Source organism: Cyanobium sp. NIES-981 (assembly GCF_900088535.1).
In the GTDB taxonomy this organism is placed as follows: domain Bacteria; phylum Cyanobacteriota; class Cyanobacteriia; order PCC-6307; family Cyanobiaceae; genus NIES-981.
The window spans coordinates 2854220-2880357 of record NZ_LT578417.1; the positions used below are offsets into that span (position 1 = coordinate 2854220).

At 69.6% G+C, this 26138-nt stretch carries 28 protein-coding genes and 1 tRNA gene; 17 read left to right on the forward strand and 12 right to left on the reverse strand.

Features of this window, described 5'->3' with window-relative positions; translation table 11 throughout:
* Positions 1-86: 86 nt before the first annotated feature.
* Positions 87-341 carry an NAD(P)H-quinone oxidoreductase subunit O gene (locus CBM981_RS14290; RefSeq protein ID WP_087068938.1) on the forward strand — a complete coding sequence of 85 codons (255 nt, stop codon included), beginning with the start codon at positions 87-89 and terminating at the stop codon, positions 339-341.
* 65 nt (positions 342-406) lie between these two features.
* On the opposite strand, the gene CBM981_RS14295 is transcribed toward CBM981_RS14290, so the two are convergent.
* Both CBM981_RS14295 and CBM981_RS14300 read right to left on the reverse strand, forming a co-directional pair.
* Positions 407-1078, reverse strand: coding sequence for a J domain-containing protein (locus CBM981_RS14295; RefSeq protein ID WP_087068939.1), 672 nt, complete (start codon positions 1076-1078; stop codon positions 407-409).
* Between the two features lie 218 nt (positions 1079-1296).
* Entirely contained in the window at positions 1297-2730 is a 1434-nt protein-coding gene (locus CBM981_RS14300; RefSeq protein WP_087068940.1) for an iron uptake porin, read from the reverse strand.
* A 511-nt stretch (positions 2731-3241) separates the two neighbouring features.
* Here CBM981_RS14300 and CBM981_RS14305 point away from each other — a divergent pair.
* On the forward strand, positions 3242-4075 hold the full coding sequence (locus tag CBM981_RS14305; RefSeq protein WP_087068941.1) for an aspartyl/asparaginyl beta-hydroxylase domain-containing protein: 834 nt from the start codon (positions 3242-3244) through the stop codon (positions 4073-4075).
* A 43-nt stretch (positions 4076-4118) separates the two neighbouring features.
* Here the strand turns inward: CBM981_RS14305 and psbD are convergent, their stop codons facing one another.
* On the reverse strand, positions 4119-5177 hold the full coding sequence (psbD, locus tag CBM981_RS14310; RefSeq protein WP_006909677.1) for a photosystem II D2 protein (photosystem q(a) protein): 1059 nt from the start codon (positions 5175-5177) through the stop codon (positions 4119-4121).
* Between the two features lie 162 nt (positions 5178-5339).
* Between psbD and CBM981_RS14315 the strand changes: the two genes are divergently transcribed.
* The 4 genes from CBM981_RS14315 (at position 5340) to CBM981_RS14330 (ending at position 7641) form a co-directional block, all read left to right on the forward strand.
* The gene (locus CBM981_RS14315; RefSeq protein ID WP_087068942.1) at positions 5340-5603 is read left to right on the forward strand and encodes a hypothetical protein; all 264 of its coding nucleotides are present in this window, start codon (positions 5340-5342) and stop codon (positions 5601-5603) included.
* A gap of 10 nt (positions 5604-5613) precedes the next feature.
* Positions 5614-6330, forward strand: a complete 717-nt coding sequence (locus CBM981_RS14320; protein ID WP_087068943.1) for an ABC transporter ATP-binding protein — start codon at positions 5614-5616, stop codon at positions 6328-6330.
* A 69-nt stretch (positions 6331-6399) separates the two neighbouring features.
* Positions 6400-6471: transfer RNA gene (locus CBM981_RS14325), tRNA-Asn, on the forward strand.
* A gap of 405 nt (positions 6472-6876) precedes the next feature.
* Entirely contained in the window at positions 6877-7641 is a 765-nt protein-coding gene (locus tag CBM981_RS14330; protein ID WP_087068944.1) for a response regulator transcription factor, read from the forward strand.
* A gap of 14 nt (positions 7642-7655) precedes the next feature.
* Here CBM981_RS14330 and CBM981_RS14335 read toward each other — a convergent pair whose 3' ends face one another.
* The 3 genes from CBM981_RS14335 to CBM981_RS14345 are packed head-to-tail and all read right to left on the reverse strand — an operon-like array spanning position 7656 to position 11657.
* Entirely contained in the window at positions 7656-8609 is a 954-nt protein-coding gene (locus CBM981_RS14335) for a DNA polymerase III subunit delta' (RefSeq protein WP_087068945.1), read from the reverse strand.
* Complete coding sequence (gene tmk, locus CBM981_RS14340; RefSeq protein ID WP_225867422.1) at positions 8606-9265, reverse strand: dTMP kinase; 660 nt, start codon at positions 9263-9265, stop codon at positions 8606-8608. Before tmk ends, CBM981_RS14335 begins: the two co-directional genes overlap by 4 nt.
* Positions 9255-11657: a cation-translocating P-type ATPase gene (locus tag CBM981_RS14345; protein WP_225867423.1), complete on the reverse strand. Its 2403-nt coding sequence runs from the start codon at positions 11655-11657 to the stop codon at positions 9255-9257. Before CBM981_RS14345 ends, tmk begins: the two co-directional genes overlap by 11 nt.
* 155 nt (positions 11658-11812) lie before the next feature.
* Between CBM981_RS14345 and CBM981_RS14350 the strand changes: the two genes are divergently transcribed.
* The 3 genes from CBM981_RS14350 to CBM981_RS14360 all read left to right on the forward strand — a co-directional run bounded on the left by CBM981_RS14350 (position 11813) and on the right by CBM981_RS14360 (position 12896).
* Complete coding sequence (locus CBM981_RS14350; protein ID WP_006910180.1) at positions 11813-12334, forward strand: photosystem I assembly protein Ycf3; 522 nt, start codon at positions 11813-11815, stop codon at positions 12332-12334.
* Between the two features lie 67 nt (positions 12335-12401).
* Positions 12402-12614, forward strand: coding sequence for a hypothetical protein (locus tag CBM981_RS14355; protein ID WP_087068948.1), 213 nt, complete (start codon positions 12402-12404; stop codon positions 12612-12614).
* Positions 12615-12896 (forward strand): hypothetical protein, encoded by a 282-nt coding sequence (locus CBM981_RS14360; protein WP_087068949.1) that lies wholly within the window; start codon positions 12615-12617, stop codon positions 12894-12896. It abuts the gene before it with no gap.
* Here the strand turns inward: CBM981_RS14360 and radA are convergent, their stop codons facing one another.
* Positions 12897-14342 (reverse strand): DNA repair protein RadA, encoded by a 1446-nt coding sequence (gene radA, locus CBM981_RS14365; protein WP_087068950.1) that lies wholly within the window; start codon positions 14340-14342, stop codon positions 12897-12899.
* A 129-nt stretch (positions 14343-14471) separates the two neighbouring features.
* On the opposite strand from radA, the gene rpaB reads away from it, so the two are divergent.
* From rpaB to CBM981_RS14390, 5 genes are all read left to right on the forward strand, one after another.
* The gene (gene rpaB / locus CBM981_RS14370) at positions 14472-15230 is read left to right on the forward strand and encodes a response regulator transcription factor RpaB (protein ID WP_087068951.1); all 759 of its coding nucleotides are present in this window, start codon (positions 14472-14474) and stop codon (positions 15228-15230) included.
* Positions 15211-16521, forward strand: coding sequence for a phosphate acyltransferase PlsX (gene plsX / locus CBM981_RS14375; RefSeq protein ID WP_087068952.1), 1311 nt, complete (start codon positions 15211-15213; stop codon positions 16519-16521). Before rpaB ends, plsX begins: the two co-directional genes overlap by 20 nt.
* A gap of 85 nt (positions 16522-16606) precedes the next feature.
* Positions 16607-17611 carry a beta-ketoacyl-ACP synthase III gene (locus CBM981_RS14380; RefSeq protein WP_087068953.1) on the forward strand — a complete coding sequence of 335 codons (1005 nt, stop codon included), beginning with the start codon at positions 16607-16609 and terminating at the stop codon, positions 17609-17611.
* Positions 17612-17666: 55 nt separating this feature from the next.
* Positions 17667-18557 (forward strand): ACP S-malonyltransferase, encoded by an 891-nt coding sequence (gene fabD, locus CBM981_RS14385; RefSeq protein ID WP_087068954.1) that lies wholly within the window; start codon positions 17667-17669, stop codon positions 18555-18557.
* A gap of 53 nt (positions 18558-18610) precedes the next feature.
* Entirely contained in the window at positions 18611-19345 is a 735-nt protein-coding gene (locus CBM981_RS14390) for a 1-acyl-sn-glycerol-3-phosphate acyltransferase (protein WP_172820961.1), read from the forward strand.
* Here CBM981_RS14390 and CBM981_RS14395 read toward each other — a convergent pair.
* Genes CBM981_RS14395 through CBM981_RS14405 form a run of 3 tightly spaced genes read right to left on the reverse strand, consistent with a single transcriptional unit; the run spans position 19245 to position 20832 of the window.
* Positions 19245-19898: a YdcF family protein gene (locus CBM981_RS14395; RefSeq protein WP_369801639.1), complete on the reverse strand. Its 654-nt coding sequence runs from the start codon at positions 19896-19898 to the stop codon at positions 19245-19247. The two genes, CBM981_RS14390 and CBM981_RS14395, sit on opposite strands and share 101 nt — an antisense overlap.
* A gap of 44 nt (positions 19899-19942) precedes the next feature.
* Positions 19943-20584, reverse strand: a complete 642-nt coding sequence (tsaB, locus tag CBM981_RS14400; protein ID WP_087068957.1) for a tRNA (adenosine(37)-N6)-threonylcarbamoyltransferase complex dimerization subunit type 1 TsaB — start codon at positions 20582-20584, stop codon at positions 19943-19945.
* The gene (locus CBM981_RS14405) at positions 20581-20832 is read right to left on the reverse strand and encodes a Ycf34 family protein (protein WP_087069468.1); all 252 of its coding nucleotides are present in this window, start codon (positions 20830-20832) and stop codon (positions 20581-20583) included. The genes tsaB and CBM981_RS14405 overlap by 4 nt, the downstream gene beginning before the upstream one ends.
* A 28-nt stretch (positions 20833-20860) precedes the next feature.
* On the opposite strand from CBM981_RS14405, the gene CBM981_RS14410 reads away from it, so the two are divergent.
* The 3 genes from CBM981_RS14410 to CBM981_RS14420 all read left to right on the forward strand — a co-directional run bounded on the left by CBM981_RS14410 (position 20861) and on the right by CBM981_RS14420 (position 23559).
* Complete coding sequence (locus tag CBM981_RS14410) at positions 20861-22096, forward strand: CCA tRNA nucleotidyltransferase (protein ID WP_225867424.1); 1236 nt, start codon at positions 20861-20863, stop codon at positions 22094-22096.
* A 69-nt stretch (positions 22097-22165) separates the two neighbouring features.
* Entirely contained in the window at positions 22166-22588 is a 423-nt protein-coding gene (locus CBM981_RS14415; protein WP_087068959.1) for an RNA-binding protein, read from the forward strand.
* Between the two features lie 26 nt (positions 22589-22614).
* Complete coding sequence (locus CBM981_RS14420) at positions 22615-23559, forward strand: alpha/beta fold hydrolase (RefSeq protein WP_087068960.1); 945 nt, start codon at positions 22615-22617, stop codon at positions 23557-23559.
* On the opposite strand, the gene CBM981_RS14425 is transcribed toward CBM981_RS14420, so the two are convergent.
* Together CBM981_RS14425 and pds are read right to left on the reverse strand one after the other, a co-directional pair.
* Positions 23547-24497 carry a phytoene synthase gene (locus CBM981_RS14425; RefSeq protein ID WP_369801641.1) on the reverse strand — a complete coding sequence of 317 codons (951 nt, stop codon included), beginning with the start codon at positions 24495-24497 and terminating at the stop codon, positions 23547-23549. The two genes, CBM981_RS14420 and CBM981_RS14425, sit on opposite strands and share 13 nt — an antisense overlap.
* A 181-nt stretch (positions 24498-24678) precedes the next feature.
* Entirely contained in the window at positions 24679-26100 is a 1422-nt protein-coding gene (gene pds / locus CBM981_RS14430; RefSeq protein ID WP_087068961.1) for a 15-cis-phytoene desaturase, read from the reverse strand.
* Between the last annotated feature and the right edge of the window lie 38 nt (positions 26101-26138).

Genomic DNA, 26138 nt, shown 5'->3' on the forward strand with positions numbered 1-26138 from the left:
GCCCAGACCCCGAAGCTCGCCAGGAGGCTAAGCCGCACAGGGCTTGGCAGACGGCCCTAATCTGCGCCCATCCCAACAGGCTCGCCATGGCCGAGACGTCCTCCACCGCGTCCTCCACCACCCAGCCCGCCCTCAAGAAAGGCAGCCTGGTGCGGGTCAACCGCGAGGCCTACGGCCGCAGTGCCGAGGCGTCGGCCAGTGATCCCCAGCCCCCCGCCTACATCCTGGAAGGTCCCGGCGAGGTGCTGGTGGTGAAGGGCGCCTATGCCCAGCTGCGCTGGAGGCGGCCGGTGCCCGATGTGTGGCTGCCCCTCACGGCGCTGGAACCGTTCCCCGGCTGATCTCCAGCCCCCAGATCTCCAGCCCCCATCTATCTGGACGGCTGCAGTCTGGGCAGCTGCAGTGATCAGGCGATCAGCTGGCGGCGGTCGTGCTGGAGCTGGCGCCGCCGCATCCGGGCCTTGCGCAGCAGTTCGCGCCCGTCGCGCAGGTAGGAATCCACGTAGCCCATGGTGTAGCGCTCCAGGTCCACCAGGGCGTCCTTGACCAGGCTCAGGCAGTGGTAGAGATCGAGGGAGAAGGCTTTCAGGGCTGGCGGGCAGGGCAGCGACTGGTAGAGGGTTTCCACCCGCGCCAGTTTGGTCTGGCTGAGTTCCAGAAAGCGGCAGAACGCCTCCATCAGCCGATCGTCATAGGGATCGGCGGAGAGGGCTTTCAGTTGGGCCGCGAAGGGATTGATCACCTGGCCGAGCAGCCGATCGATCGGGCCATAGACCTGCTGGAACCAGGTCTGCACGGCTCCATCCCAATCGGCCGCACGGCCCCCATCCTGTCCGGCGGGGCGGGAAGCACCTGCCGTGCTGGCCACCGCCTCAGGCTCCCGCCGCCGATCGTGGCGGCGGCGCTTCTCGCTGTCGCCCAGCACTTCCCAGGCGGCGTTGAGGGCCAGGATCGTGGTGGTGTCGCCACCTGCATCGGGGTGATGGCGCTTCACCAGGGCCCTGTAGGCCGCCTTGATCTCGGCGCGGCTGGCCTCGGGAGCCACGCCCAGCACGGCATAGGGATCAGCAGGAGACAGGGGGCACCTCCGGACGCGATGGCTCGCTCACCTCGGCAAGCTACGCGATGCCGCCAGGGAGATGGCAACAAAAAACCCCGGCCGAAGGCCGGGGCATTGGGGAGGAACAGAAGTGCGCGTAGAGGAGTGCGGACAGAGGAGGAGGGAGGGCCTGGAGTTGTGTGAGGAACCAGGCCCGGTCGGATCAAAGGATCCGTGCGATGGAACTGATCAGGCGATCAGAACTTGAAGGTGGTCTTGACGAGACCGCCGTAGGTGTCGCTGGCGCCGTCGTTCTCGATGTAGAAGAACGCAGGGGTCACACTGATGTTGTCAGTGACCTGGAACTTGTACCAGAGCTCGTAAGCCAGGGTCTCTTGGCCGCCATCGGTCCAGATGCCGCCGGTGCAGAAGGTGCCGAGATCGGCACACTTGCCGGGGTTCGCCTGGCCGGCAGAGCCCAGGGCCATGCCGAGGGCATTGCCCTTGACGAACATGTCGGCCCACTGGATGCCGACCATCCAGCTCCAGGCATCGTCGGAGGAATCAAAGATGCCATCAGACCAGCCGCCACCAGCGCTGATGGAGGGAATCCAGCCGGATTCGGCAGGGCTCCAGTAGGCGCTCAGGCCAACGTTGCTGTTGCTGAAGATGTTGAAGTCAGCATAGGTGTAAGCCAAAGCCACACCCCAGTTGTCACCGGCATACCCGAGCTGAGCGGTGGCGGTGTAGTCCTCACCCACGCCGCGGGTGGAATCCTCAGCGGCGTTCTCGTTGGAGACGTAGTTGGCGCTGAAGCTGAAGCCCTCGTTCTGCCACCACACACCGACACCGGCGCCGAGGTTGAGGCTGTAGGTGCCCCGGGCACCGGCGTAGGTGAACAGGTCGAGGATGGTGTCAGCGGGGTAGGCACTGGGCCACATGGCCAGCATGTCGTCCTGACGGACCTTGGCACCGGCAGTGACGGTGAAGGAGTCGCCAACGGGGAACTGGTAGAAGAGGCGGTTGATGCCGACGGAGTCAGCACCGCTCTCTTCCTGGAAGGCCACTTCCATGGCGGTGTTGCCGTTGCCGAACACCGAATCACCGAAGTTGCCGGCCCGCAGGGTGGTGCGGAGCAGGTCCTTACCGGTGAAGCTGGTGTCGAACATCAGGCGAACGTCATAATTCGCGGTGACGTTGTCGCCGAAGCCGGTCTCGCCAGCGCCGCCGAGCACCATGGTGGCGATGCCCTTCAGCTTGGTGGTGGTGGAGAACTGATTGGCCTCCAGTTCACCCACCTTGGCCTCGAGGCCATCGACACGGCCCTTGAGGATGGCGAGTTCCTTCTCGAACTCGGCCATCAGGCGCTTGAGCTCGTCGGTCACCTCGGTGACGCGGTCGAGGCAGGCGTTCAGAAGCGCGGCGGCTTCAAAACGGGTCATGGCCTTCTCCCCGCGGTAGGTGCCGTCGGGGTAGCCGGCCACGCAGCCGTAGCGCTCGATCAGGTTGGAGAGTGCCTGGTAGGCCCAGCTGGTGGGCTGCACGTCCGAGAACTGGGAGATGCTGGTGACTTGCTCCTGGGAGGCGTACTGGTTCACGCCGTCCATGTTGAGCTCGGAGGCAGTGGCGGCCACGGGGGCCAGCAGTCCGAGCGCCGCAGGGGCAACCAGCAGTTGCTGGAAGAGTTTCATGGGGTCCTCACACAAAAGGGCGCAATGCGCCGCGCATCAATGGTGGCCGCTCCCCCTGCCCCTGCCATCCCCCCGTGTGCCAGAGGGCACAATGGCCCCTTCCAGAGCTGCACGGCACGGAGCCGGACAGCGCGAAACAGCCGATCAGCAGGCAACAGCCAGACAGAACGATGCCCCCGGTGAACCAGGACATGCCTAGCTCACCGGGGGCTCTCGCCGGGTCCGCGGGTGCGGAACCGTTTGATCAGGGTTGAGGCGCCGTAATCAGGCGGCGTTCTCCGCGATCAGCAGACCCTTGATGAAACAACTGGAACTCACGGGCACCTCCTCCTTGGGGAATGATGTCAACCGGTGACGTCTTCGGCGTTCGGCGCAAGGCCAAAAGCCACGTCACTGCTGACGGGACGGTGAGATCCTAACCAGGAAGTCTGCCGCTCCCGCGATCCGGGCCGGGACAACGGGAGCGCACGAGCGCCCTGGGTAACCTGATCGGCCCGGACACCGGAACGATTTGAAGCGTCCGTCACCCCGTGACAGCCGAGCTGGCCTGCCCGACGACCTGCGACGCCGCCACTGGACCTTCCCGGCCCGCACCCGCCGCAACCGGCTGAAGCGGGCCCTGCATGATGCCCTCGAACGGCTTGTGGGCTGGGCTTCCCTGCCCGGGGATGTGCCGGTGTTCCACGCCGGGCAGTTCCCCTGGATCGCAGCCGTGGAACGGGAGTGGCCGGCCGTGCGGCGGGAACTGGATGCCGTGATGCAGCATCGCGAGGCGATGCCGAACTTCCAGCAGATTCTTTCCCAGGTGGGGAAGATCCAGAACGACGACCAATGGAAGACGTTCTTTCTCAAGGGCGTGGGCATGGACTGCCGGGAGAACGCTTGCCGCTGCCCGAACACCATGCAGGTGCTCGACAGCATCCCCGGCTGCAGCACGGCCTTCTTCTCGATCCTGTCCCCCCACAAGCACATCCCTCCCCATCGGGGCGCCTGGGCGGGCGTGCTGCGGCTGCACCTGGGTCTGATCGTGCCAGAGCCCCGCGAGCGCTGCCGGATCCGTATCGCCGATGAGCTCCACACCTGGGAAGAGGGCCGCTGCCTGGTGTTCGATGACACCTACAACCACCAGGTGTGGAATGACACCGAGGGCTACCGGGTGGTGTTGTTCGTGGACTTCGCCCGCCCGCTGCGCTGGCCCGTTTCGCTGTTCAACACCTGGCTGCTCAACCTGGCGGCCCTGGCCCCCTTTCTGCGGGAGGCGAACCAGAAGCAGCAGGCCGCCGAACGCAGTTTCTGGGGCCGGCTGGCCGGCCCTGGCAACCCCTCCAGCACCCAGCACCCATGAAAAAAGCGCCCCCGCGGGGGCGCTCAGAGCACAGGGTGCGGAATCAGAGAGCGTTGCCGCGGGGCAGGACCTCTTCAGGGAAGACGAAGTTTTCGTGCGGCTGGTCAGCCGGTGCCATCCAGGCGCGGATGCCTTCATTCAGAAGAATGTTCTTCGTGTAGAAGGTCTCGAACTCGGGGTCCTCGGCGGCGCGGATCTCCTGCGACACGAAGTCGTAGGCGCGCAGGTTGAGGGCCAGGCCGATGATGCCGATGCTGCTGGTCCACAGACCCATCACCGGCACGAACAGCATGAAGAAGTGCAGCCAGCGCTTGTTGGAGAAGGCGATCCCGAAGATCTGGCTCCAGAAGCGGTTGGCCGTCACCATCGAGTAGGTCTCCTCCTCCTGGGTGGGCTCGAACGCCTTGAAGGTGTTCGACTGCTCCCCGTCCTCGAACAGGGTGTTCTCCACCGTGGCGCCGTGGATGGCGCACAGCAGCGCACCGCCCAGGATGCCGGCCACGCCCATCATGTGGAACGGGTTCAGCGTCCAGTTGTGGAAGCCCTGCAGGAACAGCAGGAAGCGGAAGATGGCGGCCACCCCGAAGCTGGGGGCGAAGAACCAGCTGCTCTGGCCCAGCGGGTACATCAGGAACACGCTGACGAACACCGCGATCGGCCCGGAGAAGGCGATGGCGTTGTACGGGCGGATGCCCACCAGGCGGGCGATCTCGAACTGGCGCAGCATGAAGCCGATCAGACCGAAGGCACCGTGCAGGGCCACGAACGGCCAGAGGCCGCCGAGCTGCACCCAGCGCACGAAGTCACCCTGGGCCTCGGGGCCCCAGAGCAGCAGCAGGCTGTGGCCCATGGCGTCGGCCGGGGTGCTCACCGCCGCGGTGAGGAAGTTGCAGCCCTCCAGGTAGGAGCTGGCAATGCCATGGGTGTACCAGGAGGTGGCGAAGGTGGTGCCGGTGAGCCAGCCGCCCAGCGCCAGGTAGGCGCAGGGGAACAGCAGCAGACCGGACCACCCCACAAATACGAAGCGGTCGCGCTTGAGCCAGTCATCGAGGACGTCGAACCATCCCCGTGCCGCTGGCGCGCGCCCTACAGCGATCGTCATGAGAAACGGACTTCATGAAGCGTTACACCCCGATCGTACGGGGTGGAGAGCCGAACCGCGTGGGCTCGCCGGTGCATTTGGGTAGAACCACCTAGGCCGGGAGACCTGGGCGCACAGCCCCGTTCGCCAGAGGCCAGAGTGGGAGCCAATCCTGTCGCTGCCATGTACATCGTCGAGCTCTCCCTCAAGCTCAGCCCCATGCCGGTCGCGGTTCAGCGCAAGGAGCTGACCGACGCCCAGAGCCTCTACGCCACGGTGAGACAGGCCCTGGAGGGAGAGGGGCCGAAGGTGCTGGAACTCACCTGCGAGAAGGAGGCCGACAAGAAAGTGAGTCTGCTGACCAGCGAGGTGGTGGCCGTGCAGATGTACGAGAAATCAGCCAGTGCCAGCAGCGGCAAGCGCCCCGGCTTCAGCTTCGACAGCTGATCCCTCCCGCATGGCTGCCCCTGGGAATCCCCCACCCCCCCTGCGGGCGGAGCGCCTCAGCTTCGCCTGGCCCAACGGCCATGTCGCCCTGCGGCACTGCTCCCTGCAGATCCCCCGGCCCGGTCTGTGGATGCTGGTGGGGGCCAACGGCAGCGGCAAGAGCACGCTGCTGCGTCTGATCGCCGGCCTGCTGGAGCCCCGCAGCGGCCGGATCGCCACCTCCGGGCGCACCGCTCTGGTGTTCCAGAACCCAGACCACCAGCTGCTGCTGCCCAGCTGCGGCAGTGACCTGCTGCTGGCCATCGATCCCAGCCTCAGCCGCAGCGCCCGGGAGGCACGACTGGCCGAGGTGCTGATGGCCGTGGGACTGCCCGGCATGGCCGAACGACCGATCCACAGCCTCAGTGGTGGTCAGAAACAGCGGCTGGCGATCGCCGCTGCCCTGGCCAGCGGCGCAGAACTGCTGCTGCTGGATGAACCCACGGCCCTGCTCGATCCCGACAGCCAGCAGGAGGTGCTGAGCCTGATCCGCCGTCTCACCGCCGCGGGGCCCCGGCAGCTCACCGCTCTCTGGGTGACCCATCGCCTCGAGGAGCTGCAGTGCTGCGATGGGGCCGCGCTGATGGAACACGGCCACCCTGGAGGCTGGGACGCCGGATCGGCGGTGGCCGCGCGGGTGGCGCCGCTGCGCCATGGCCCCTTGCAGGGCGGCAAGCCTGAGGGGTAAGTTCATCGGGCCGGCAACACCGGCCTTCCCCTGCCCGGTTCCCCGTTCGGGTTCCAGCGCGGGTCGTATTCCTCGGTAGCTCAGCGGTAGAGCGGTCGGCTGTTAACCGATTGGTCGCAGGTTCGAATCCCGCCCGGGGAGTTCTGTCTGATTCCATGGCCCAGGCCCTCTGAAATGGCCCATGTGGTGTGGAATGGCCCAGGCCGGAGGGGCTGAACCGCTGCGCTTTGGCGTGGGTGGCCAGCTGGGCCGCGAAGCCCGGCGGCGGATGCTTGCCAGAGAAACGGGAGTTTCACAACAAATGCGCCGGAAAAGATTCTGAAGATCCATGCCGGCCTGGCGTCGGCGCTGCACCAAGAGTGCAGGCCAGCACTGGGTCCCACAGGGCCGGCCGAGCCAGGGGCCGCGCGGCCGCCGCAGCCCCGTCCCTCGGCAGGGAGACAGAGCTGGGAAAATGGGGGCCTCCTGTACGGCCTCCGACCCTCTCGTCGACCAGCCCGCCAGGGGGTCGTCCCCTTCAGCCAGCAGAGCGCTCCTGCACCAGCCATGAAACCTTGCATCCTGCTGATCGAGGACGACAGCGACATGCGGGACCTGGTCGCCGGGCACCTCGAGCACGGTGGCTTCGATGTCCAGCGCGCGGAGGACGGCATCAAGGGGCAGGCCCTGGCCCTGCAGTTCGCCCCCGATCTGGTGCTGCTCGACCTGATGCTGCCCAAGGTGGACGGCCTCACCCTGTGCCAGCGGCTGCGCCGCGACGAACGCACGGCCCGGATCCCCATCCTGATGCTCACGGCCCTGGCCGACACCAAGGACAAGGTGAGCGGATTCAACTCCGGCGCCGATGACTACCTCACCAAACCCTTCGATCTCGAAGAGCTCACCGTGCGGGTCAAGGCACTGCTGCGCCGTACCGAATACGCGCCGCTTTCCACCCAGCACAACGAGATCCTGAGCTTCGGGCCGATCACCCTGGTGCCGGAGCGCTTCGAGGCCATCTGGTTCGACCAGCCGGTGCGGCTCACCCACCTGGAGTTCGAACTGCTCCACTGCCTGCTGCAGCGTCACGGCCAGACCGTATCCCCCTCCCTCATTCTCAAGGAGGTGTGGGGCTACGAGCCCGACGACGACATCGAGACCATCCGGGTGCACGTGCGCCATCTGCGCACCAAGCTCGAGCCTGATCCGCGCAAACCGCGCTTCATCAAAACGGTGTATGGCGCGGGCTACTGCCTCGAACTTCCCAATGGTGACCAGCTGGCCGCCCTGACTCCCGTGGTTCAGGAGGCACGCACCGCCCAGGCCAGCTAGCAGGGCCCGGGCCCTCAGGCCGCCAGGCCGGCCAGGTCCAGCAGAGCCACCTCCCAGGCCAGACGCGGCTGCACATAGGCCAGCAGCTGCCTGCGCAGCCGTTCCAGGCGGTGCGCCACCGCCGCGTCCGGCCGGCGCCGCCACAACACCAGTTGCCACCACTGCAGCAGCCAGAGCTGCTGCTCCCCATCAAGGGCATCGGTGAGGTCGCGGGCCAGGCTGAGCGCCTCAATCGGGTCCGAGCCCCCCGGCAGGTGCTGGAGACGATCCACCAGCCCCTGCGGCAGCCCCTGCCACTGCAGCCGGTGGGCCAGCAGGGCGCCTGGCGATCCCGCCGCCAGTTCCAGCAGCTCAGGGGGATCGGGGCAAGGAGGCGGTGGCGCTGCCGCCAGCACCCGGGCCATGGAGTCCGCGCCCAGGCGGCCGAATCGGATCTGCTGGCAGCGGGAGCGGATGGTGCTCAGCAGCTGCTCGGGCGCCGAGCAGATCAGCAGCACCATCCCCCGCCCCGGCTCCTCCAGCGTCTTGAGCAGGGCATTGGCGGCCGCTTCGGCCATCGCCTCGGCTCCCTCCAGCACCACCAGGCAACCGGCGGCCTCCACCGGACGACGGGCCAGGAACCTGGTGAGTTCCCGGATCTGTTCCAGACGCAGCTGGGGTGGGCTGCGGCGGCTGATGCCGCGGTCGAGGGCCTGGGACGCCGGCACCAACTGGCCCTTGTCCAGGTAGGTGGGCTCCACCCAGAGCAGATCCGGGTGGTTCCCCGCCTCCAGCCGCCGGCGCAGCAGGGAGGATCCCTCTGGACCGGCGATCACCCCTTCGAGAAAGCGGAGCGCCGCCAGCCGACGCCCCACCCCTTCCGGCCCGCTCAGCAGGTAAGCCGGGGCCAGGCGCCGGCAGCGCAGGGAGGCCTCCAGCAGGGCAACAGCCCGCTGCTGGCCAAGCACATCGGCGAACAGGGCGGTCATGGCACGTCCACCAGACCGCGCAGGGCCGCGCAGCAGGCGGCGGTGACCCGGTCCACGGGGGCCATGGCATCAATCCTCACCCAACCCCGCTGGCCGGCGAGGGTGGCGAAGCCCTCGGCGACGCGCTCCAGAAAGGATGCTCCCTCGGCCTCGATCCGATCGGCCGCCCGGCCGCCACGACGGCGCAGGGACTCCGCCAGGGGCAGATCCAGCCAGAGGGTGAGATCGGGCTGCAGCCCGGCGGTCGCCACCGCCTCGAGCTGCTGGATGAGGGCCAGGTCGAGGCCGCGGCCATGGCCCTGGTACGCCGCGGTGGAACCACTGAAGCGGTCACTCAGCACCCAGTGGCCCGCCGCCAGGGCCGGGCGGATCGTGCGCTCCACATGCTGGGCCCGGTCCGCGGCATAGAGCAGCAGCTCGGCGGTGCTGCCCGGGGCCGCGCCGCCCGGGGGGTGAAGCAGGAGCTCCCGCAACGCCAGGCCCAGGGGCGTCCCCCCCGGTTCCCGCGTCACGATCAGCTGCCGGTCCGGGGGCAGGCAACCCGCCTCGGGGCTCTCCAGCCAGCGGCTCACCGCCTGCAGCTGGGTCGTCTTGCCGCAGCCGTCGATGCCCTCCAGCACCACGAAACGACCGGGCTGGACGTGATCAACCGCCACTGCTGCCCCCCCGCAGCCTGAGGCCATCCTGCAGCAGCAGCGCATTGACCACCACAGTGATCGAGCTCAGGGCCATCAGCAGGGCCGCCAGGGGGGGGTTGAGCAGCACGCCACGGCTGGGGAGCAGGGCACCGGCGGCGATCGGCAGCACGATCAGGTTGTAGCCGAAGGCCCAGAAGAGGTTCTGGCGCACCTTGGCCATGGTGCGCGAGGCCAGCTCCAGGGCCTGGGGGATGCCCTCCAGACGGTCGCCGAGGATCACCAGATCGGCACTGTCGCGGGCCACCCCGGTGCCCGTGCCCACGGCGATGCCCAGATCGGCGGCCGCCAGGGCCGGGGCGTCGTTGATGCCATCGCCCACCATGGCCACGGGGCCGGCTTCCTCCTGCCGCTGCACGATCGCGGCCAGCTTCTGTTCCGGGGTCTGCTCCCAGGCCAGCTCGGCGGGCCGCAGCCCCAGACGGGCACCCAGACGCCGCACCGGCTCGGCCCGATCACCGCTCAGCAGCCCCACATGGAACCCCAGCTGCCGCAGCTGCTGCAGCACCAGCGCCGCATCAGGCCGGGACTCGTCCTCCACGGCGATCAGCCCGAGCAGCTCCGGGCCACGGGCCAGGGCCAGTACCGTGGCCCCCTGGCTTTCGAGCTCCTGCTGGCGTGAGCGGGCCTGCGCACTGGCGCCGGGAAGCACCCAGTCGAGCCGCCCGAGCCGGAAGGCCTCCCCCGCGATCACTCCGCGCACACCGGCTCCGGCCAGGGTGTCCGCCGTCTCGAGCGGCAGGAGCGGCAGGCCGCGGGCCTCGGCCTGCTGCAACAGGGCAAAGGCCAGGGGATGGCGTGTGCTGGCCTCCAGGCTGGCGGCCCACTGCACCAGCTGATCCGCCGGTGTGAGCCCCTCACCGGCTCCCTCTGGAGCAGGTGCCTGGGGCGCAGGTGCCTCGGGAGTGGATTCCTGGCCCTGCAGCGGCACCACGGCGGTGACCAGGGGCCGCCCCCGGGTGAGGGTGCCGGTCTTGTCGAACAGCACGGTGCGCAGGGCCGCGGCGGTCTCGATGGCCCCGCCACCCCGGAACAGCCAGCCGTGCCGGGCCGCCAGGCCGGTGCCCACCGTGATGGCCGTGGGGGTGGCCAGGCCGAGGGCACAGGGACAGGCCACCACCAGCACGGCAATGGCGAGCTCGAGGGCAAGAGAGAGCGGGCTGGGGGCTCCGGCCCCCAGCAACCCATGGCTGCCATGGATGGCCCGCTCGGCCGGCACGACGGGCTGGAGCACGGCCGGCCACAGATGGGCGCCCCACAGCCACCAGAAGAGGAAGGTGGCCAGGGCCAGGGCCAGCACCGCCAGGGTGAACCGGCCCGCCACCCGGTCGGCGAGGCCCTGGATCGGTGCCTTGCGCGCCATGGCCTGCTCCACCAGCTGGATGATCCGGGCGATGGCGCTCTCCGAGCCGGGCCGGAGCACCTCCAGCAGCAGCGGCCCCTGCAGGTTCAGGGCGCCGGCCCCGACTTCCACCCCCGGGTCGGCCAGCTGGGGCAGCGGTTCGCCGGTGAGGCTCGAGACATCGAGAGCCGAGACACCCTCCAGCACCACCGCATCCACCGGCACCCGGTCGCCCGGCAGCAGCCGGATCCTGTCGCCGCGGCGCAGGCCGCCGACCCGCACGTCCCGCGGCGGACCACCGTCCATCACCAGCAGTGCGGTGTCGGGCTGGAGGGCCGCCAGCTGCTCCAGCGCCAGGCCCGTCCGGTAGCGGGCCCGCTCCTCCAGGAAGCGCCCCAGCAGCACGAAGCCGAGCAGCATCACCGGCTCGTTGAAGAAGCAGGGCAGCCCACTGGCCGGCCAGAGCAGGCCCACCAGGCTGGCCAGGTAGGCGCTGCCGACCCCCAGAGCCACCAGGGTGTCCATCGAGGGCAGCCCGGCCCAGGCGGCGCGCCAGCCCGCCACCAGAATGGGGCGGCCGGGAGCGGCCAGGGCCAGGGTGGCCACCAGGGCATGGGGCCAGAACGAGCCGGGCTGGGGAGCCAGATGGCTCACCCCGGACACCAGCAGCAGCAGCAGGGCCAGCACGAGCTGCTGCCAGTGGTTCCACCAATGCCGCTCCCGCTGCCGGCTGGCCAGGGAGAGCCCAGGGCCGGAGGTGTCCCGCAGGCTGGCCTGGAAACCCAGCCCGGCCAGGGACTGCTGCAACTCTGGCAGGGGATCGGGAGCGCCTTCGCCCTGGGCCACCGGCGGGTCGAGCGCGACCCAGGCGGTGCGGGTGACCAGATTCACGCTGGCCTGGCGCACAGCCGGCAGGGCGAGCAGACGCTGCTCGACAGCCCGCACGCAGCCGCCGCACTTCATGCCCTCGATGTCGAGCAGCAGGGGCTCCAACGGCCCGCTCCGCGGCATCGGTGGTTCCGGCCGGGCCTGGGCTGGCCCGCAGGCAGGGGACTGGGGTTGGGCTGTCAGAGCCAGGGACTGGCGCATGTCGCTCCCGAGGCTAGGCAGGCCACCCCGGGAGGGATCGGCCAGGATGGGAAACCCTGAAGCTCGCTTAACCGCCGGTGCCCCGCTCCCAACGCAACGACAACTTCATCGACAAGAGCTTCACGGTGATGGCGGACCTGATCCTCAAGGTGCTGCCCACCAACCGCCGGGCCAAGGAGGCCTTCGCGTACTACCGCGACGGCATGAGCGCCCAGGCCGACGGGGAATACGCCGAAGCGCTGGAGAACTACGAGGAGGCGCTCAAGCTCGAGGATGACCCCAACGACAAGGCCTTCATCCTCTACAACATGGCCCTGGTGTTCGCCTCCAACGGCGAGCACCAGAAGGCGCTCGACTTCTACGGCCGGGCCCTGGAGCTCAACAGCAAGATGCCCCAGGTGCTCAACAACATGGCGGTGATCCACCACCACCTGGGCTCGATCGCCGAGGAGAACGGCGACGCCGACGAGGCCGACCGCTGCTACGACCTGGCGGCGGACTGCTGGGGCAAGGCGATCCGCCTGGCACCCAACAACTACATCGAGGCCCAGAACTGGCTCAAGACGAGCGGCCGGGGCAGCGTCGACGTCTACTTCTGAGCTCCCTGCTGGGCTGGCGCGGCGCAGTCCCACAGGATGGCGGCGTCTTCCCCATCCTCTGAACCTGTTGCAGGACACCCTCCCCCAGGAACTGCTGCAGCTGCTGCTCCTGGGTGCCGCCGGACTCATCCACCTCGATACGGCCCGACGCGGCAGGAGGGAAGACAGACCCTGGAGCCTGCTGCTGGCGATGGCCGTCCTGGCTGGGTTCTGCCGCGAACTCGATCCCGATCTGATGACCGACCCGAGCCTCGTGTGGTGGAGCTGGCTGGGGCGGTAGGTGACCTACAGGATCGCGATCGCCGCCGCCGTGCTCTGCCTGCTGGCCGGGCTGCGGCATCACCCCCTGGCTGTGAAGGCCTGGGTCCACGGGCCGCTGCTGATCACCTGGACGGCCGCCATCACCCTGCTGATCGCCGGATCAATCGCGGAGAAGCACCACAGCATGCGACTGGAGGAGAATCTCGAACTGGCCGGCGAAGCCCTGGTGGCGTTCGCAGCGCTGCTGCACCGCCGCCGGCTGCTCCTCTCCCGACCGCAGCGCCGGGGGGGACCCGGCTGATCAGCCCCCCGGACCGCCTGGATCCTCCGCCAGCTCCACCCCCAGGGCCGCCACCAGGGCCTGGGCCACATCCCCGGCCTCGTGCAGCTCCAGCCCGAGGGCGCGGGCGGCTCCCCCCAGGCCACTGGCCCGCGGCACCACCGCCCGCACGAAACCCAGCCGCGCCGCTTCCTGCAGGCGCAGCTCCAGCTGGCCCACGGGCCGCAGCTGCCCCCCCAGCCCCAGCTCCCCCACCAGCACCGTGCCCGCCGGGAGGGTGAGATCGCGGAAGCTGGCCACCACGGCGGCGGCCACGCCCAGGTCAGCGGCGGGTTCCTCCACCTCCAGCCCGCCGGCCACCGCGAGGTAGCAGTCGAAGCGGGAGAGGGGCAGGCCCAGGTGCTTCTCCAGCACGGCCAGGATCTGGTGCAGCCGATTCACCGCCAGGCCGGTGGCACTGCGCCGGGGGCTGGCGTAGCTGGTGGTGCTCACCAGGGCCTGGAGCTCCACCAGCAGCGGCCGGGTGCCCTCGCAGGCCACGATCGTGGCGCTGCCGCTGCTGGGCTCCTCACCACCGAGGAAGAGCTCGCTGGGGTTGGTCACCTCCGCCAGGCCCCGGTCCCGCATCTCGAACACCCCCAGCTCGTGGGTGGCGCCGAAGCGGTTCTTCACCGCCCGCAGCAGCCGGTGGCTGGCGAAGCGATCGCCCTCGAAGGTGAGCACCGCATCCACCAAGTGCTCCAGCACCTTGGGCCCCGCGATTGCCCCCTCCTTGGTCACGTGGCCCACCAGCAGCAGGGCGGTGTTCTGCCGTTTGGCGATCCGGGCGAGGGCGGCGGCGCACTCCCGCACCTGGGCCACCGAGCCGGGAGCGCTGCTCAGCTCCGCGTCGTGGAGGGCCTGGATGCTGTCGATGATGGCCACCGCCGGGCGCAGGGCCTCGAGTTCCTGCAGCACCAGCTCCAGATCCGTTTCGGCGAGCAGCCGCAGATCGGCCTCGGCCTCGCGCTCCGGGGCCGCGGCCCCCGCAGGCCCGAGCCGCTGCCAGCGCAGCCTCACCTGCTGGGCCGACTCCTCGGCACTCACGTAGAGCACCGAGGCCCGCTCGGCCATGGCCTGGGCGCTCTGCAGCAGCAGGGTGCTCTTGCCGATGCCGGGATCACCGCCCACCAGCACCAGGGAGCCCGGCACCAGGCCACCGCCCAGCACCCGATCGAGTTCGGCGTAGCCACTGGCCAGCCGCTGCAGGGGACGTTCCCCCCCATCCCGGATCAGGGCGGAGCGTCGCGGCGCCGGCTCGGCGCGGGCACCGGAGCTGGAGGGCTGGGCGCGCAACCTGCGGCCGTCCACCGCCCCGGCCTGTTCCACCAGCGTGTTCCAGCTGCCGCAGCTGCTGCAGCGCCCGAAGAACTGGCGGGTCTGGGCCCCGCAGCTGTTGCACACGAAGAGGGAAGCGGGCCTGGCCAAGGGAGCGGATCGGGGAGGGCGATTCGGTTAGGACTATGAAGAAAGGTGGCTTTGCATGAAATGTTGACCCCTCGGGCCTTTTCAGTAGGGCGATCCGATGTAGCTGCCCCAGGGAGGCCCCAGGAGGCGATGACAGCGTCCCCAATCAGTCCAGCCAAGGAGAAGGAGACGATCCTGGTCGTCGACGACGAGGCCAGTATCCGCCGCATCCTTGAGACCAGGCTGTCCATGATCGGCTACCAGGTGGTGACCGCTTCCGATGGCATGGAGGCCCTCGACTGCTTCCGCGAGAGCCACCCCGACCTGGTGGTGCTCGACGTGATGATGCCGAAGCTCGACGGCTACGGCGTGTGCCAGGAGCTCCGCAAGGAATCGGACGTGCCGATCGTGATGCTCACCGCCCTGGGCGATGTGGCCGACCGGATCACGGGGCTGGAGCTCGGCGCCGACGACTACGTGGTGAAGCCCTTCAGCCCGAAGGAGCTGGAGGCCCGCATCCGCTGCGTGCTGCGGCGGGTGGAGAAGGAGCAGGTGGCCGGCATCCCCAACTCGGGAGTGATCACCGTGGGCGACCTGCGCATCGACACCAACAAGCGCCAGGTGTACCGCGGCGACGAGCGCATCCGCCTCACCGGCATGGAGTTCAGCCTGCTGGAGCTGCTGGTGAGCCGCAGCGGCGAGCCCTTCAGCCGCGGCGAGATCCTCAAGGAGGTATGGGGCTACACCCCGGAGCGTCACGTCGACACCAGGGTGGTGGATGTCCACATCTCCCGGCTGCGCTCCAAACTGGAGGATGATCCGGCCAACCCCGAGCTGATCCTCACGGCTCGGGGCACCGGCTATCTGTTCCAACGCATCGTGGATCCCGTTGCCCCCGAAGGAGCCTGACAAGCGCACCAAGCCCCGTCGGGCGGTCCGCCGGCTGGTGATCTGGTACCGCCGCAATGCGGCCGTGACCAGCCTGGTGGGGACCGCCAGCACTGCGGCCAGCACCGCCCTGTCCGGGGCGGGGAGCGTGGCCGGGGTGGCCACCACGGCGGCCAACACGGTGCTGCAGCCCCTGGTGTTCGATCCCCTGCGGCGCTTGCAGCGGGGGCTGGGGGGCCCGGATGAAAACACGCCCATCAACGACGCCGATCGGCTCTGGGTGGCCGTGGACGGCATGGGCGGGGACCACGCCCCCGGGCCGATCCTGGAGGGCTGCCTCCAGGCGGTGGAGCGGCTGCCGCTGCGGATCCGGTTCGTGGCGGAAACCGTGCCGCTGCGGGCGGCCGTCGCCGCACTGGGGCTGCAGGAGAAGCTCGATGCCGCCCTCGCCAGCGGCCTGATCGAGCTCGTGGCCAGTGGCCCCTCGGTGGGGATGCACGAGGAGGCCACGGTGGTGCGGCGCAAGCGCGACGCCAGCATCAACATGGCCATGGACCTGGTGAAGCAGGGCCGGGCCACCGCGGTGTACTCCGCCGGCAACTCCGGCGCCGTGATGGCCGCGGCGATCTTCCGTCTCGGCCGGCTGAAGGGCATCGACCGGCCGGCCATCGGCGCCCTCTTCCCCACCAAGGACCCCGAGCAGCAGGTGCTGGTGCTCGATGTGGGGGCCAACATGGACTGCAAACCCGAGTGGCTGCTGCAGTTCGCCCTGCTCGGCAACATCTACAGCCGCGACGTGCTGCAGGTGGCCCGGCCCCGCATCGGCCTGGTGAACATCGGCGAGGAGGAATGCAAGGGCAACGAGCTGTGCCTGCGTACCCACAGCCTGCTGGCGGCCGAGAGCCGCTTCCGCTTCACCGGCAACTGCGAGGGGCGCGACATCCTCTCGGGCCAGTTCGATGTGGTGGTGTGCGACGGCTTCACCGGCAACGTGCTGCTGAAGTTCCTCGAGAGCGTGGGCAGCGTGCTGCTGGATGTGATCAAGGTGGAACTGCCCCGCGGCCGGCGCGGCAAGGTGGGCTCCGCCTTCCTGATCAACAACCTGCGGCGCATCAAGAAACGCCTCGACCACGCCGAACATGGCGGCGCGCTGCTGCTCGGGGTGGATGGCGTGTGCGTGATCGGCCACGGCAGCAGCAAGGCGCTCTCCGTGCTGAGCGCCCTGCGCCTGGCCCACTCCGCCGCCAACCATGGTGTGATGGACAACCTCCATGCCCTGAGCGAGGAAACCGGGGTCGTTGCCTGTGGTTGACTGAGCCCACCCGCGGGCTGATCCCCTCTTGGCGCTCGGCGTTTCGCTCAGCCTGGCAACAACCCGGCCGGGGCCCGCCTTCGGCATGGCCTTGGTGGGGTGCGGCAGCGCGGTGCCGACGGCCAGCATCAGCAACGACCAGCTGAGCGAGCGGGTCGACACCAGCGATGCCTGGATCCGCTCCCGTACCGGGATCGCGGCGCGCCGTGTCGCCGGACCCGACGAACCGCTCACCGCCATGGCCACAGGGGCCGCCGCGGCCGCCCTTGCCCATGCGGGCTGGCAGCCGGAGGACGTGGACCTGATCCTGCTGGCCACCTCGAGCCCCGACGATCTCTTCGGCACGGCCCCGCTGGTGCAGGGCTGTCTGGGGGCCGACAACGCCGTGGCCTTCGATCTCACGGCCGCCTGCAGCGGCTTTCTCTTCGCCCTGATCACCGCCGGGCAGTACATCGCCTCCGGCGCCGTGCGCCGGGCCCTGGTGATCGGTGCCGACCAGCTCAGCCGCTGGGTGGACTGGGACGACCGCAGCACCTGTGTGCTGTTCGGCGACGGGGCAGGAGCCGTGGCCGTGGAGGCCTGCGAGGCCGCCGCCAGCGGGCTGCTCGGCTTCCGCATGCTCTCCGACGGGCGTCGCAACGGCTGTCTCACCCTGGCCCAGAGCGCCGAGCACGTGCCTTTGCTCGGGGGGCTGACCACCCAGCGCGGCGGCTTCGGAGCCATCCACATGAACGGCCAGGAGGTGTACAAGTTCGCCGTGCGGGAGGTGCCGGCGGTGCTGGGCGACCTGCTGGAAGCGACGGGCCTCCGTGCCGACCAGCTCGACTGGCTGCTGCTGCATCAGGCCAACCAGCGGATCCTCGACGCGGTGGCCGAGCGGTTCGCCATGCCCAGGGAACGGGTGCTGAGCAACCTCGCCGCCTACGGCAACACCTCAGCCGCCACGATTCCCCTGATGCTGGATGAGGCCGTGCGCGATGGCCGGGTGCAGCCGGGCCATCTGCTTGCCAGCAGCGGTTTCGGCGCCGGGCTCAGCTGGGGCGCGGCCCTGCTGCGCTGGAGCGGCCCCGGCACCCCGGCCGCTGGCTGACAGCCGCGGAGAGCTGCCGCCGTAGCCTCCTGCCGCAGTGATCGGTGCCAGCGGGATGGGGATTGCCTGGGTGTTTCCCGGCCAGGGTTCGCAGAAGGTGGGCATGGCTGCCGGGGTGCTGGAGCTGCCGGGGGGCCGGCAGCGCTTCGCCCAGGCTTCGGCCCAGCTGGGCCGCGACCTGCTGGCCATCTGTGCGGGCGAGGCCGAAGGCGACCTGGCTGACCTCAACGACACCCGCAACACCCAGCCGGCTCTCTTCGTGGTGGAAAGCCTGCTGGTGGATGCCCTGCACGCCCAGGGGCGGCAGCCGGATCTGGTGGCGGGCCACAGCCTCGGGGAGCTGGTGGCCCTCTACGCCGCGGGGGTGTTCGATGCCGCCACCGGGCTGGAGCTGGTTCAGAGCCGCAGCACCCTGATGGCGGCCAGCGGCGGCGGCGCGATGACGGCGGTGATGGGGTTCGAGCGTTCCGAGCTGGAGCAGCTGGTGGCGGCCACTGAGGGGGTGGTGATCGCCAACGACAACAGCAGCGCCCAGGTGGTGCTCTCCGGCACCCCCGAGGCCGTGGCCGAGGTGAGCGGAGCCCTCACCTGCAAGCGGGCGATCCCCCTGGCGGTGAGCGGCGCCTTCCATTCCCCCTGCATGGCCGAGGCCGCCGATGCGTTCGCGCGGCAACTGGAGGCCGTGCCCTTCGCCGAGGCCCGCGTACCCGTGCTGAGCAACACCGACCCGACACCTGAAACCCGCGGCGAGGCCCTCAAGGCACGCCTGCGCCAGCAGATGACCACCGGGGTGCGCTGGCGCGAAACGATGCAGCGTTGTCAGGCCGAAGGCATCGACACCACCGTGGAGATCGGGCCCGGCTCGGTGCTGAGCGGCCTGTTCAAACGCAGCTGCCCGGGCTTCACCACCGCCCAGATCGCCGGCACTGCCGACCTGGGGCTGTGAGCGGCTCGGGACGGCGACCCGGCAGCCGGCCGGTGAATGCGGTGAAGCGGGTGCTGCGGCGCCGCAAGCGCAGCGAACCCCCGGCCCTGATCCGCACGCCGAAACCCAGCCTGGTGTACCGGCTGATCAGCTACCTGCTGGTGTTTCCGGTCTACCGGCTGCTGTTCCGGGGCCGCACCGCCGGCAATGCCCAGGTGCCCCAGGACGGGGCGCTGGTGGTGGTGGCCAACCACGGCTCCCACCTCGACCCGCCGCTCCTGGGCCATGCCCTGGGACGGCCCGTGGCCTTCATGGCCAAGGCCGAGCTGTTCAAGGTGCCGATCCTGGGCCCGATCATCCGGGCCTGCGGGGCCTATCCGGTGTCCCGCGGGGCCAGCGACCGGGAGGCCATCCGCACCGCCACCGACCGGCTGGAGGAAGGCTGGGCCACCGGCGTGTTCATCGACGGCACCCGCCAGGAGAACGGCCGGGTGAACAGGCCGTTGCCGGGAGCGGCCCTGCTGGCCGCCAGGGCCGGCGTTCCCCTGCTGCCCGTGGCGATCCTCAACAGCCACCGGGCCCTGGGCCCGGGCAGCAAGGGCCTGCGCCTGGTGCCCGTGCACATCCGCATCGGCACGCCGATCCCGCCCCCCGCCTCCCGCCGCCGCCCCGACCTGGAGGCCGCCACCGCCGCCTGCCAGGCCCAGATCAACGCCCTGCTGGACCAGGGCCTGATCGGGCGACAGGCCCTGCCGCCTCCGCCAGGCTCAGCCGCTCTGCCACCCAGCGCTTCAGATCCCGGCCGCTGAGCACCCACACGGCCGCCCGCAGGCCATCCCCCCAGATCTTGCTGCGGCTCTCGGGGTGGCAGCGCTCGCCACAGGCCACCGGCTCGGGGGTGAGATGGATGCCGCGGCTGCCGGCCACGATCCGGCCCACCAGCAGCGCCCGGTCCATGTGGTCCTGACTGGTGACCAGCAGGGCATGGCGGATGCGGGCCCGCCGCAGATCGTCCACCAGCGAGGTGAAGTTGCTGAGGGTGTCGCTGGCGCGGTAGTCCAGGCGCACCTGATCCGGTGCCAGACCCTGCCGCTGCTCGAACAGCCAATGGGCGTACTCCGGGTTGCTGCCGCCGCTCACCACCACGGGCAGACCCCGCTCGGCGGCGAGTTCGGCGGCCCGGCGTTCCCGCTCCACATCGCCCCCCAGCACGAGGATCATCTGGGGAGGAGGAGGCGCCGGCCACCACCAGCCGCGCGACAACCACAGCAGGCCGATACCGCCGGTCAGCACCAGACAGCGGCGCCAGCTCCGGCGGGGGCGCCGGACCCGTCGCCGGCCCGTGCCCGTGCCGGCCGGCACGGGAGGGTGGCCGACAGGCCGGCGAGGGCGGGCTCCGGTGGGCATCAGACGGCCACCGGCGCGGTGGGGTACTGGGGCAGCACGGGTTCCCAGGGGCCTGGCAGGGCCTGGCGATGGGCAAGGGCGGACAGCTCCAGCAGCTGGGCCACGTCCTGGATCACCGCCACCTCGGCCGGAGCCAGGGGGGCCTGGGGCTCCAGGGCCTGCACGGCCTGGCGATCAGCGTACAGCCGCGGCGCCCGCCACTCCCCCATTCCCCCCAGGGCCGCGGCGTCAGGCCCGTAGAGACCGGCCACGACCCCGCGGCGGGGAAGCTCCTGCACCAGCCAGGTGGGTCGATCCACCCCCAGGCGCCGGGCGATGAGCAGAAAGCTCCCCGCGCCGTCGAGGGGGATCTGCAACTGCTGGGCCAGGGAACGGGCCATCACCACGCTGAGGCGGGTGCCGGTGAATCCCCCCGGGCCGGTGGCGACGGCGAGCCGCGCCAGGCGGGGCCACTGGCGGGCGGGCAGCACGGCCTCCACGCAGTCCAGAAGCGCTCCGGAAAGGTCCCGGCCGAGGGGAAACTCCTTCAGCTGATCGCCGGCACCGGCTCCGCTGCCCGCGGAGCCAGGGTCAGCGTCGAGATCCCGCAGGCCCACGCCGAGCGCGGAGCTGGAACTGTGCAGGGCCAGGAGCCAGCTCATCGGGGGCAGGCCTCACCGGGACGCAGCCGCTGCCACCGCCCCGGATCGGGCGCGAACGACGCGCAGGCGCGCACATCCCATTCCACGCCCACCCCTCCAGCGGCCAGATCCAGCACCTGCACGTGGATGCGCGGCTCAACCGGCCGGAAGTCCGGGTGGGGGGTGAGATGGGGGGCGCCGTGCTGGCGCTCCACCGCGTGATAGGCCTGACAGCGGTCGACCCAGCGGCAGTCCACACAGATGCACATTCCGGCCAGGCCGCGCCAGGGGCCCATTGTGACGGGCGAACTGCCGCCTGACGAGCTGGCGCGGCGGGTCTGGCATCGCCTGGCGCCTGAAGGCTGGCCCGTATCCCCGGATGCGCTGCCCCCCGGCAGTGCCCTGGTGGGGGGCGCGGTGCGGGATGCGCTGCTGGGACGCCTGGGCTCCCGGCCGGATCTCGACCTGGTGGTGCCCGCCGGCGCCATCGGCCTCTGCCGGCGCCTGGCCCAACGCCTCGGGGGCACCTGTGTGGTGCTCGACCAGCCCCGCGACATCGCACGCCTGGTGGTGAACGGCTGGACGCTCGATCTGGCAGGCCGGGACGGCCCGAGCCTGGAGAGCGACCTGCAGCGGCGCGACTACACCGCCAACGCGATCGCCCTTCGCCTGGACAACCCCACGGTGCTGGTCGACCCCACCGGCGGGCTGGCCGATCTGGCCGCGGGCCGCCTGGCCGCCGTGAGCGAGGCCAACCTGCTGGCCGACCCCCTGCGGCTGCTGCGGGGCGTGCGGCTGAGCCACACCCTGGACCTGCCGCTCGCGGCGCTCAGCCAGGACTGGATCCGCCATCACGCCCAGACCCTGGGGCAGGTCGCGGGCGAGCGGGTGTTCACCGAGCTCGAGAAGCTCGCCGCGGACCCCAGAGGCCACCAGGGGCTGGCCTGGAGCCTGCGGCACAACCTGCTGGCCGCCTGGGGGGCTGACCCGAACGCCGGACGGCCCCTGACGGGTCTGGGCCCCGAGCAGGCCGGCGCCTGCGGCCTCGACGCCTCGGAACGGGCCTGGGCACTGCCGCTGGCCAGGCTCGCCACCCTGCTGCCACCGGCCGCGCTGGGGCGGTTGCGCGCCAGCAGGCAGTGGCAGCAGCGCAGCGCCAGGCTGCGCTGCTGGTGGCAGGAGCTGGAGGCCCGGCCCGGCCCCGAGGCGCTGGCGGAGCCGAGGCGGCTGCAGCTGCATGGTGAGCTGGAGGCCGACCTGCCCGCCCTGCTGCTGCGGCTTCCCCCCGCCGTGGCCCGCCCTTGGATGGCCCGCTGGCGACAACCGGAGGACTGCCTGTTTCACCCCAGATCGCCGCTGGATGGGCGGCAGCTGCAGCAGGCTCTGAACCTGCCGCCTGGCCCCCTGCTGGGAGAACTGATCCGTCACCTCACCCTGGAGCGGGCTTTTGGCCGCATTCCAGTAGCGGATCCGGCTGCCGGCGCTGTCGCGATTCACACCGCCCGAGCCTGGCTGAGCCGACGACGTGATTAACTTTCTGATGTAAGGCGTGAATCAGAGGTTGTTCCTCGCCTGCTGAGCTTTCTTCTCCCCTCCCCATCCATGAGCATCCGTCTCTACGTCGGCAACCTGCCGCAGTCCTTTGATGCCCAAGAGCTCGAGGCTCTGTTCACGGCTGTTGGGGAGGGCGTGCGCTTCAAAGCCGTCAACGACCGTGAAACGGGGGCCTGCCGGGGCTTCGGTTTCGCCAACGTGGAGGATCAGAAGCTGGCCGATGCCGTGATCGAGCAGCTGAACGGCAGGGATTTCGGCGGCAACACCCTCCGCATCGAGCTGTCGGAGCGCCGGGATGCCCGCCCCACCGCAGCGGCCGAGCGCCGCGGCAGCACCGCCGCCCCCCTGCGCAAGGCCGCCGACAAGGTGGTGCATGCCGACCAGGTGGACAGCGAGGCCCCCGATCCCCGCTGGGCCGGCGAGCTGGCCAAGCTCAAGCAGCTGCTCGACACCCAGAAGGCGACCGTCTGAGCCCGGGCTCCCTTCCGCCCGCCTGCATGGGCAACCCCATCTACCCCTCAACCTGGATCAGGACCCTTGTCTGGAGGGACTGGCGCGTCAGCTATCTGGCGGCCCCCTCCCTGGCTGAACGGCCCGCGGGCGCCGTGCTCCTGATCCATGGTTTCGGGGCCTGCAAGGAACACTGGCGCCACAACGTGGATCCGCTGCGCCGGCAGCATTCAGTCTTCGCGCTCGACCTGCTCGGCTTCGGGGCCAGCGACAAGCCCCGTTCCACCCTCCCGCAGGAGCCCCTGACCCCGGGATCCGTCCGTTACGGCATGGATCTGTGGGCCGACCAGGTGGTCGATTTCATCGTCAGCCAGGGGCTCGAGGCTGTGCACCTGGTGGGCAATTCGATCGGCGGCGTGGTCGCCCTGGCGGCGGTCGAACGGCTCGAACAGGCCGGGCGCCCCGCCCGGGGGGTCATGGTTCTGAATTGCGCTCAGCGCGCGCTGGATGACAAACGGCTGCGGGATCAGCCACAGGCACTGCGCACGCTGCGGCCGCTGCTCAAGGCCGTCGTGCGTCAACGCTGGCTGACCAGGCGGTTGTTCCAGTCCTTTGCCACAGCAGGGATGATCCGCAGCGTGCTGAAGCAGGCCTATCCATCCGGACAGAACATTGACGACCAGCTGGTGGGGCTGTTGCTGGCTCCCGCACAACAACCGGGGGCAAGCGAGGCCTTTCGGGGATTCATCAATCTGTTCAACGACATTCTTGCCCCTGATCTGCTTGCTCGGCTGTCAACACCCGTGACCCTGATCGCTGGAGTGGATGACCCTTGGGAGCCCATCCAGGAAGCACGAACATGGCAAAGATTTGCGTGCGTGAAAGCATTTCTTGAACTGGAAGGGTGCGGTCACTGTCCCCATGACGAGGCACCGGATGCAACCAATCCCCTGCTTCTGGCCGCCCTGAGCGGGAACCCTCAGCGCACCTGAGCCACCACAAAGGAAAGCGGCAGATCCAGCAGCTTGCCGGTGCGCGGCACGTAGGCGCGCTTGTTGAACACGTCGTAATCGTGCTGCTCGATCACATCGAGGATGCCGCGGTACAGACGCAGGGAGGCCCACACCGGCCAGCGGGCGTCGGGCGCCAGCCAGCGCACGCCCGCTTCGGATCGGGCGAACCACTGCCGGGCCCGGTCCACCTGAAAGCGCATCAGGGCACGCCAGTTGTCATTCACCACACCGGTCATCAGCTGGTCTTCGCCATAGCCGAAGCGAACCAGGTCGTCCTGGGGAAGATAGATGCGCCCCCGGGAGCGGTCTTCGCCCACATCACGCAGGATGTTGGTCAGCTGGTTGGCAATGCCGAGGGCCACCGCCGCCTCCGACGTATCGGGGGCATCACTCCAGGGTGCCGAGGTGTACGCCGTGTCGCGCCCCATCACCTCCTGGGTCATCAGGCCCACGGTGCCCGCCACCCGGTAGCAGTACAGAGCCAGCTCGGAAAAGGTGGAGTACCGGTGCTGGCGCAGATCCATGCGCTGCCCCTCGATCATGTCCAGGTAGGGCTGCAGCGGCTGGGGATAGCGCTCCAGCGTGTCGCACATCACCAGATCGAGGCCATCGTGCACCTCACCGCGGAAGAACCCCCGGGTGCGCTGCTCCCAGGCATCCAGCCGCCGCTCCAGCTGCTCGGGGGGCAGCGCCTGGGCCTCTGCGCTGTCCATGAGCTCATCGGTGCGGCGGCACCACACGTAGATGGCCCAGATCGCCCGGCGCTTGGCGGGCGGCATCAGCAGGGTGCCGAGGTAGAAGGTCTTGGCCCAGAGGGCTGTCTCCTGGCGGCAATCCTCGTAGGCCTGGTCGAGGCTGGGAAGCACCACAGGAGCACCGGGGCGCTGGCCATGGTGGCAGAGCCGGGTGTCGTTCAAAGCGCTACCCGCCATGGACGGAAACCCTGCGCAATGCGGCCGGGCCCCTGGGGCTGCCGGAAGCAGAGGGGCAAGGGCAGGGGGCGGAGAGCCTCAAGCGGAAAACATCGGGCAGGGTGGAAGCCCTCCGGGCCAACCAGTGGCTCCCATCCTGACCCAGCGCCGTCGGCCCCCCCCCCGCTCATGCCACAGGGCTCAGGAGGCGCCCCTGGGATTCCGCCTCCAGACGCGCGGCCTGGGCGGCAATGGCCTGGGCACACTGCTTGCCGCTGAGCACGGCCCCCTCCATGGACGCCAGGTAGCGCTGCATGGTGTAGTCCCCGGCCAGGAAGAAGTTGGCGATGGGGGAGGTCTGGTCCGGCCGCAGCTGCTGGCAGCCGGGCACGGTCTTGTACACCGAACGCGGGGTCTTCACCACGATCGACTTGCGCAGCTTCGCCTGATCGTCGCCGGTGAAGTGCATGGGGAAGAGGCGCTTGAGCTCCTCCATGGTGGCGGCCACGATCTCGGCATCCGGCCGGCCGATCCAGTCCTTCGCCGGCGCGAACACCAGCTCCAGCATCGAGCGATCCGGATCCTCGTATTCCCGGCAGGTGTTGCTCATGTCGGCATAGACGCTGAGCAGGGGGCTGCGGCTGAACAGCAGGTGGTCGATGGTGGTGAGCTTGCGGTCGAACCAGAGGTGGATGTTGATCACCGGCACCCCGTTGAGCCCCTCCAGCTTGCTGAAGTAGGGGAGGGTCTTCCAGGGCTCCGGCAGCAGCAGCTTGAGCGGATCCACCGGCAGGGCGCTCACGTAGGCGTCGGCTTCCAGGGTGTAGCCCTCCCGCCCCTTGATGCCGCCGATCCTGAAGCCGGCCACGCTGCCGTCGGCGCCAAGGGCGATCTCCCGCAGGGGAGCCTCGAGGTGCACCTCACCGCCGCGGGCGGTGATGTGGTCCACGATCGGCTGGCAGAGCCGCTGGGGGGGGTTGCCATCGAGGAAGGCCATCTTCGAGCCATCGCTCTCCTGCAGGAAGCGATTGAGCGCCGTGAGCACCACGGTGCTGGAGATCTCATCGGGATCGATGAAGTTCAGCGCCTTGGCCATGGCGATGAACACCTCATCGTTCACCCGCTCCGGGATGTTGTGAATCCGCAACCACTCCGTCCAGGAATACTTGTCGCACTCCTCCACGTAACCCTGCCCCCGCAGCATGGCGGGCACCAGACCCAGCCCGAAGGCGATCTTCTCGGGCCAGGTGAGCATGTCGTTGTTGCCCAGGATCGCCGCCACCCCGTTGAAGGGGGCTGGGATCTCGGGGAAGTCGAAGCGGCTGTAGGTGCCGGGCGTCTCCTTCTGGTTGAAGATCATCGAATGGCTCTTCCACTGCAGCCTGTCCTCGATGTCCAGCTCCTTGAACAGCTGGCGCATGTTGCGGTAGGCCCCGAAGAAGATGTGCAGGCCGGTCTCGTACCAGTCGCCGTCCTCGTCCTGCCAGGCGGCCACCTTGCCGCCGAGCACGTCGCGGGCTTCCACCACGATCGGGGTGTGGCCGGCATCGCTCAGATACTTGGCACAGGACAGGCCCGCCAGTCCGGCACCGGCGATCGCGACGCGCATAGCCACGCATGAAGGGAAGGTCAACCTTAGGGGTGGCT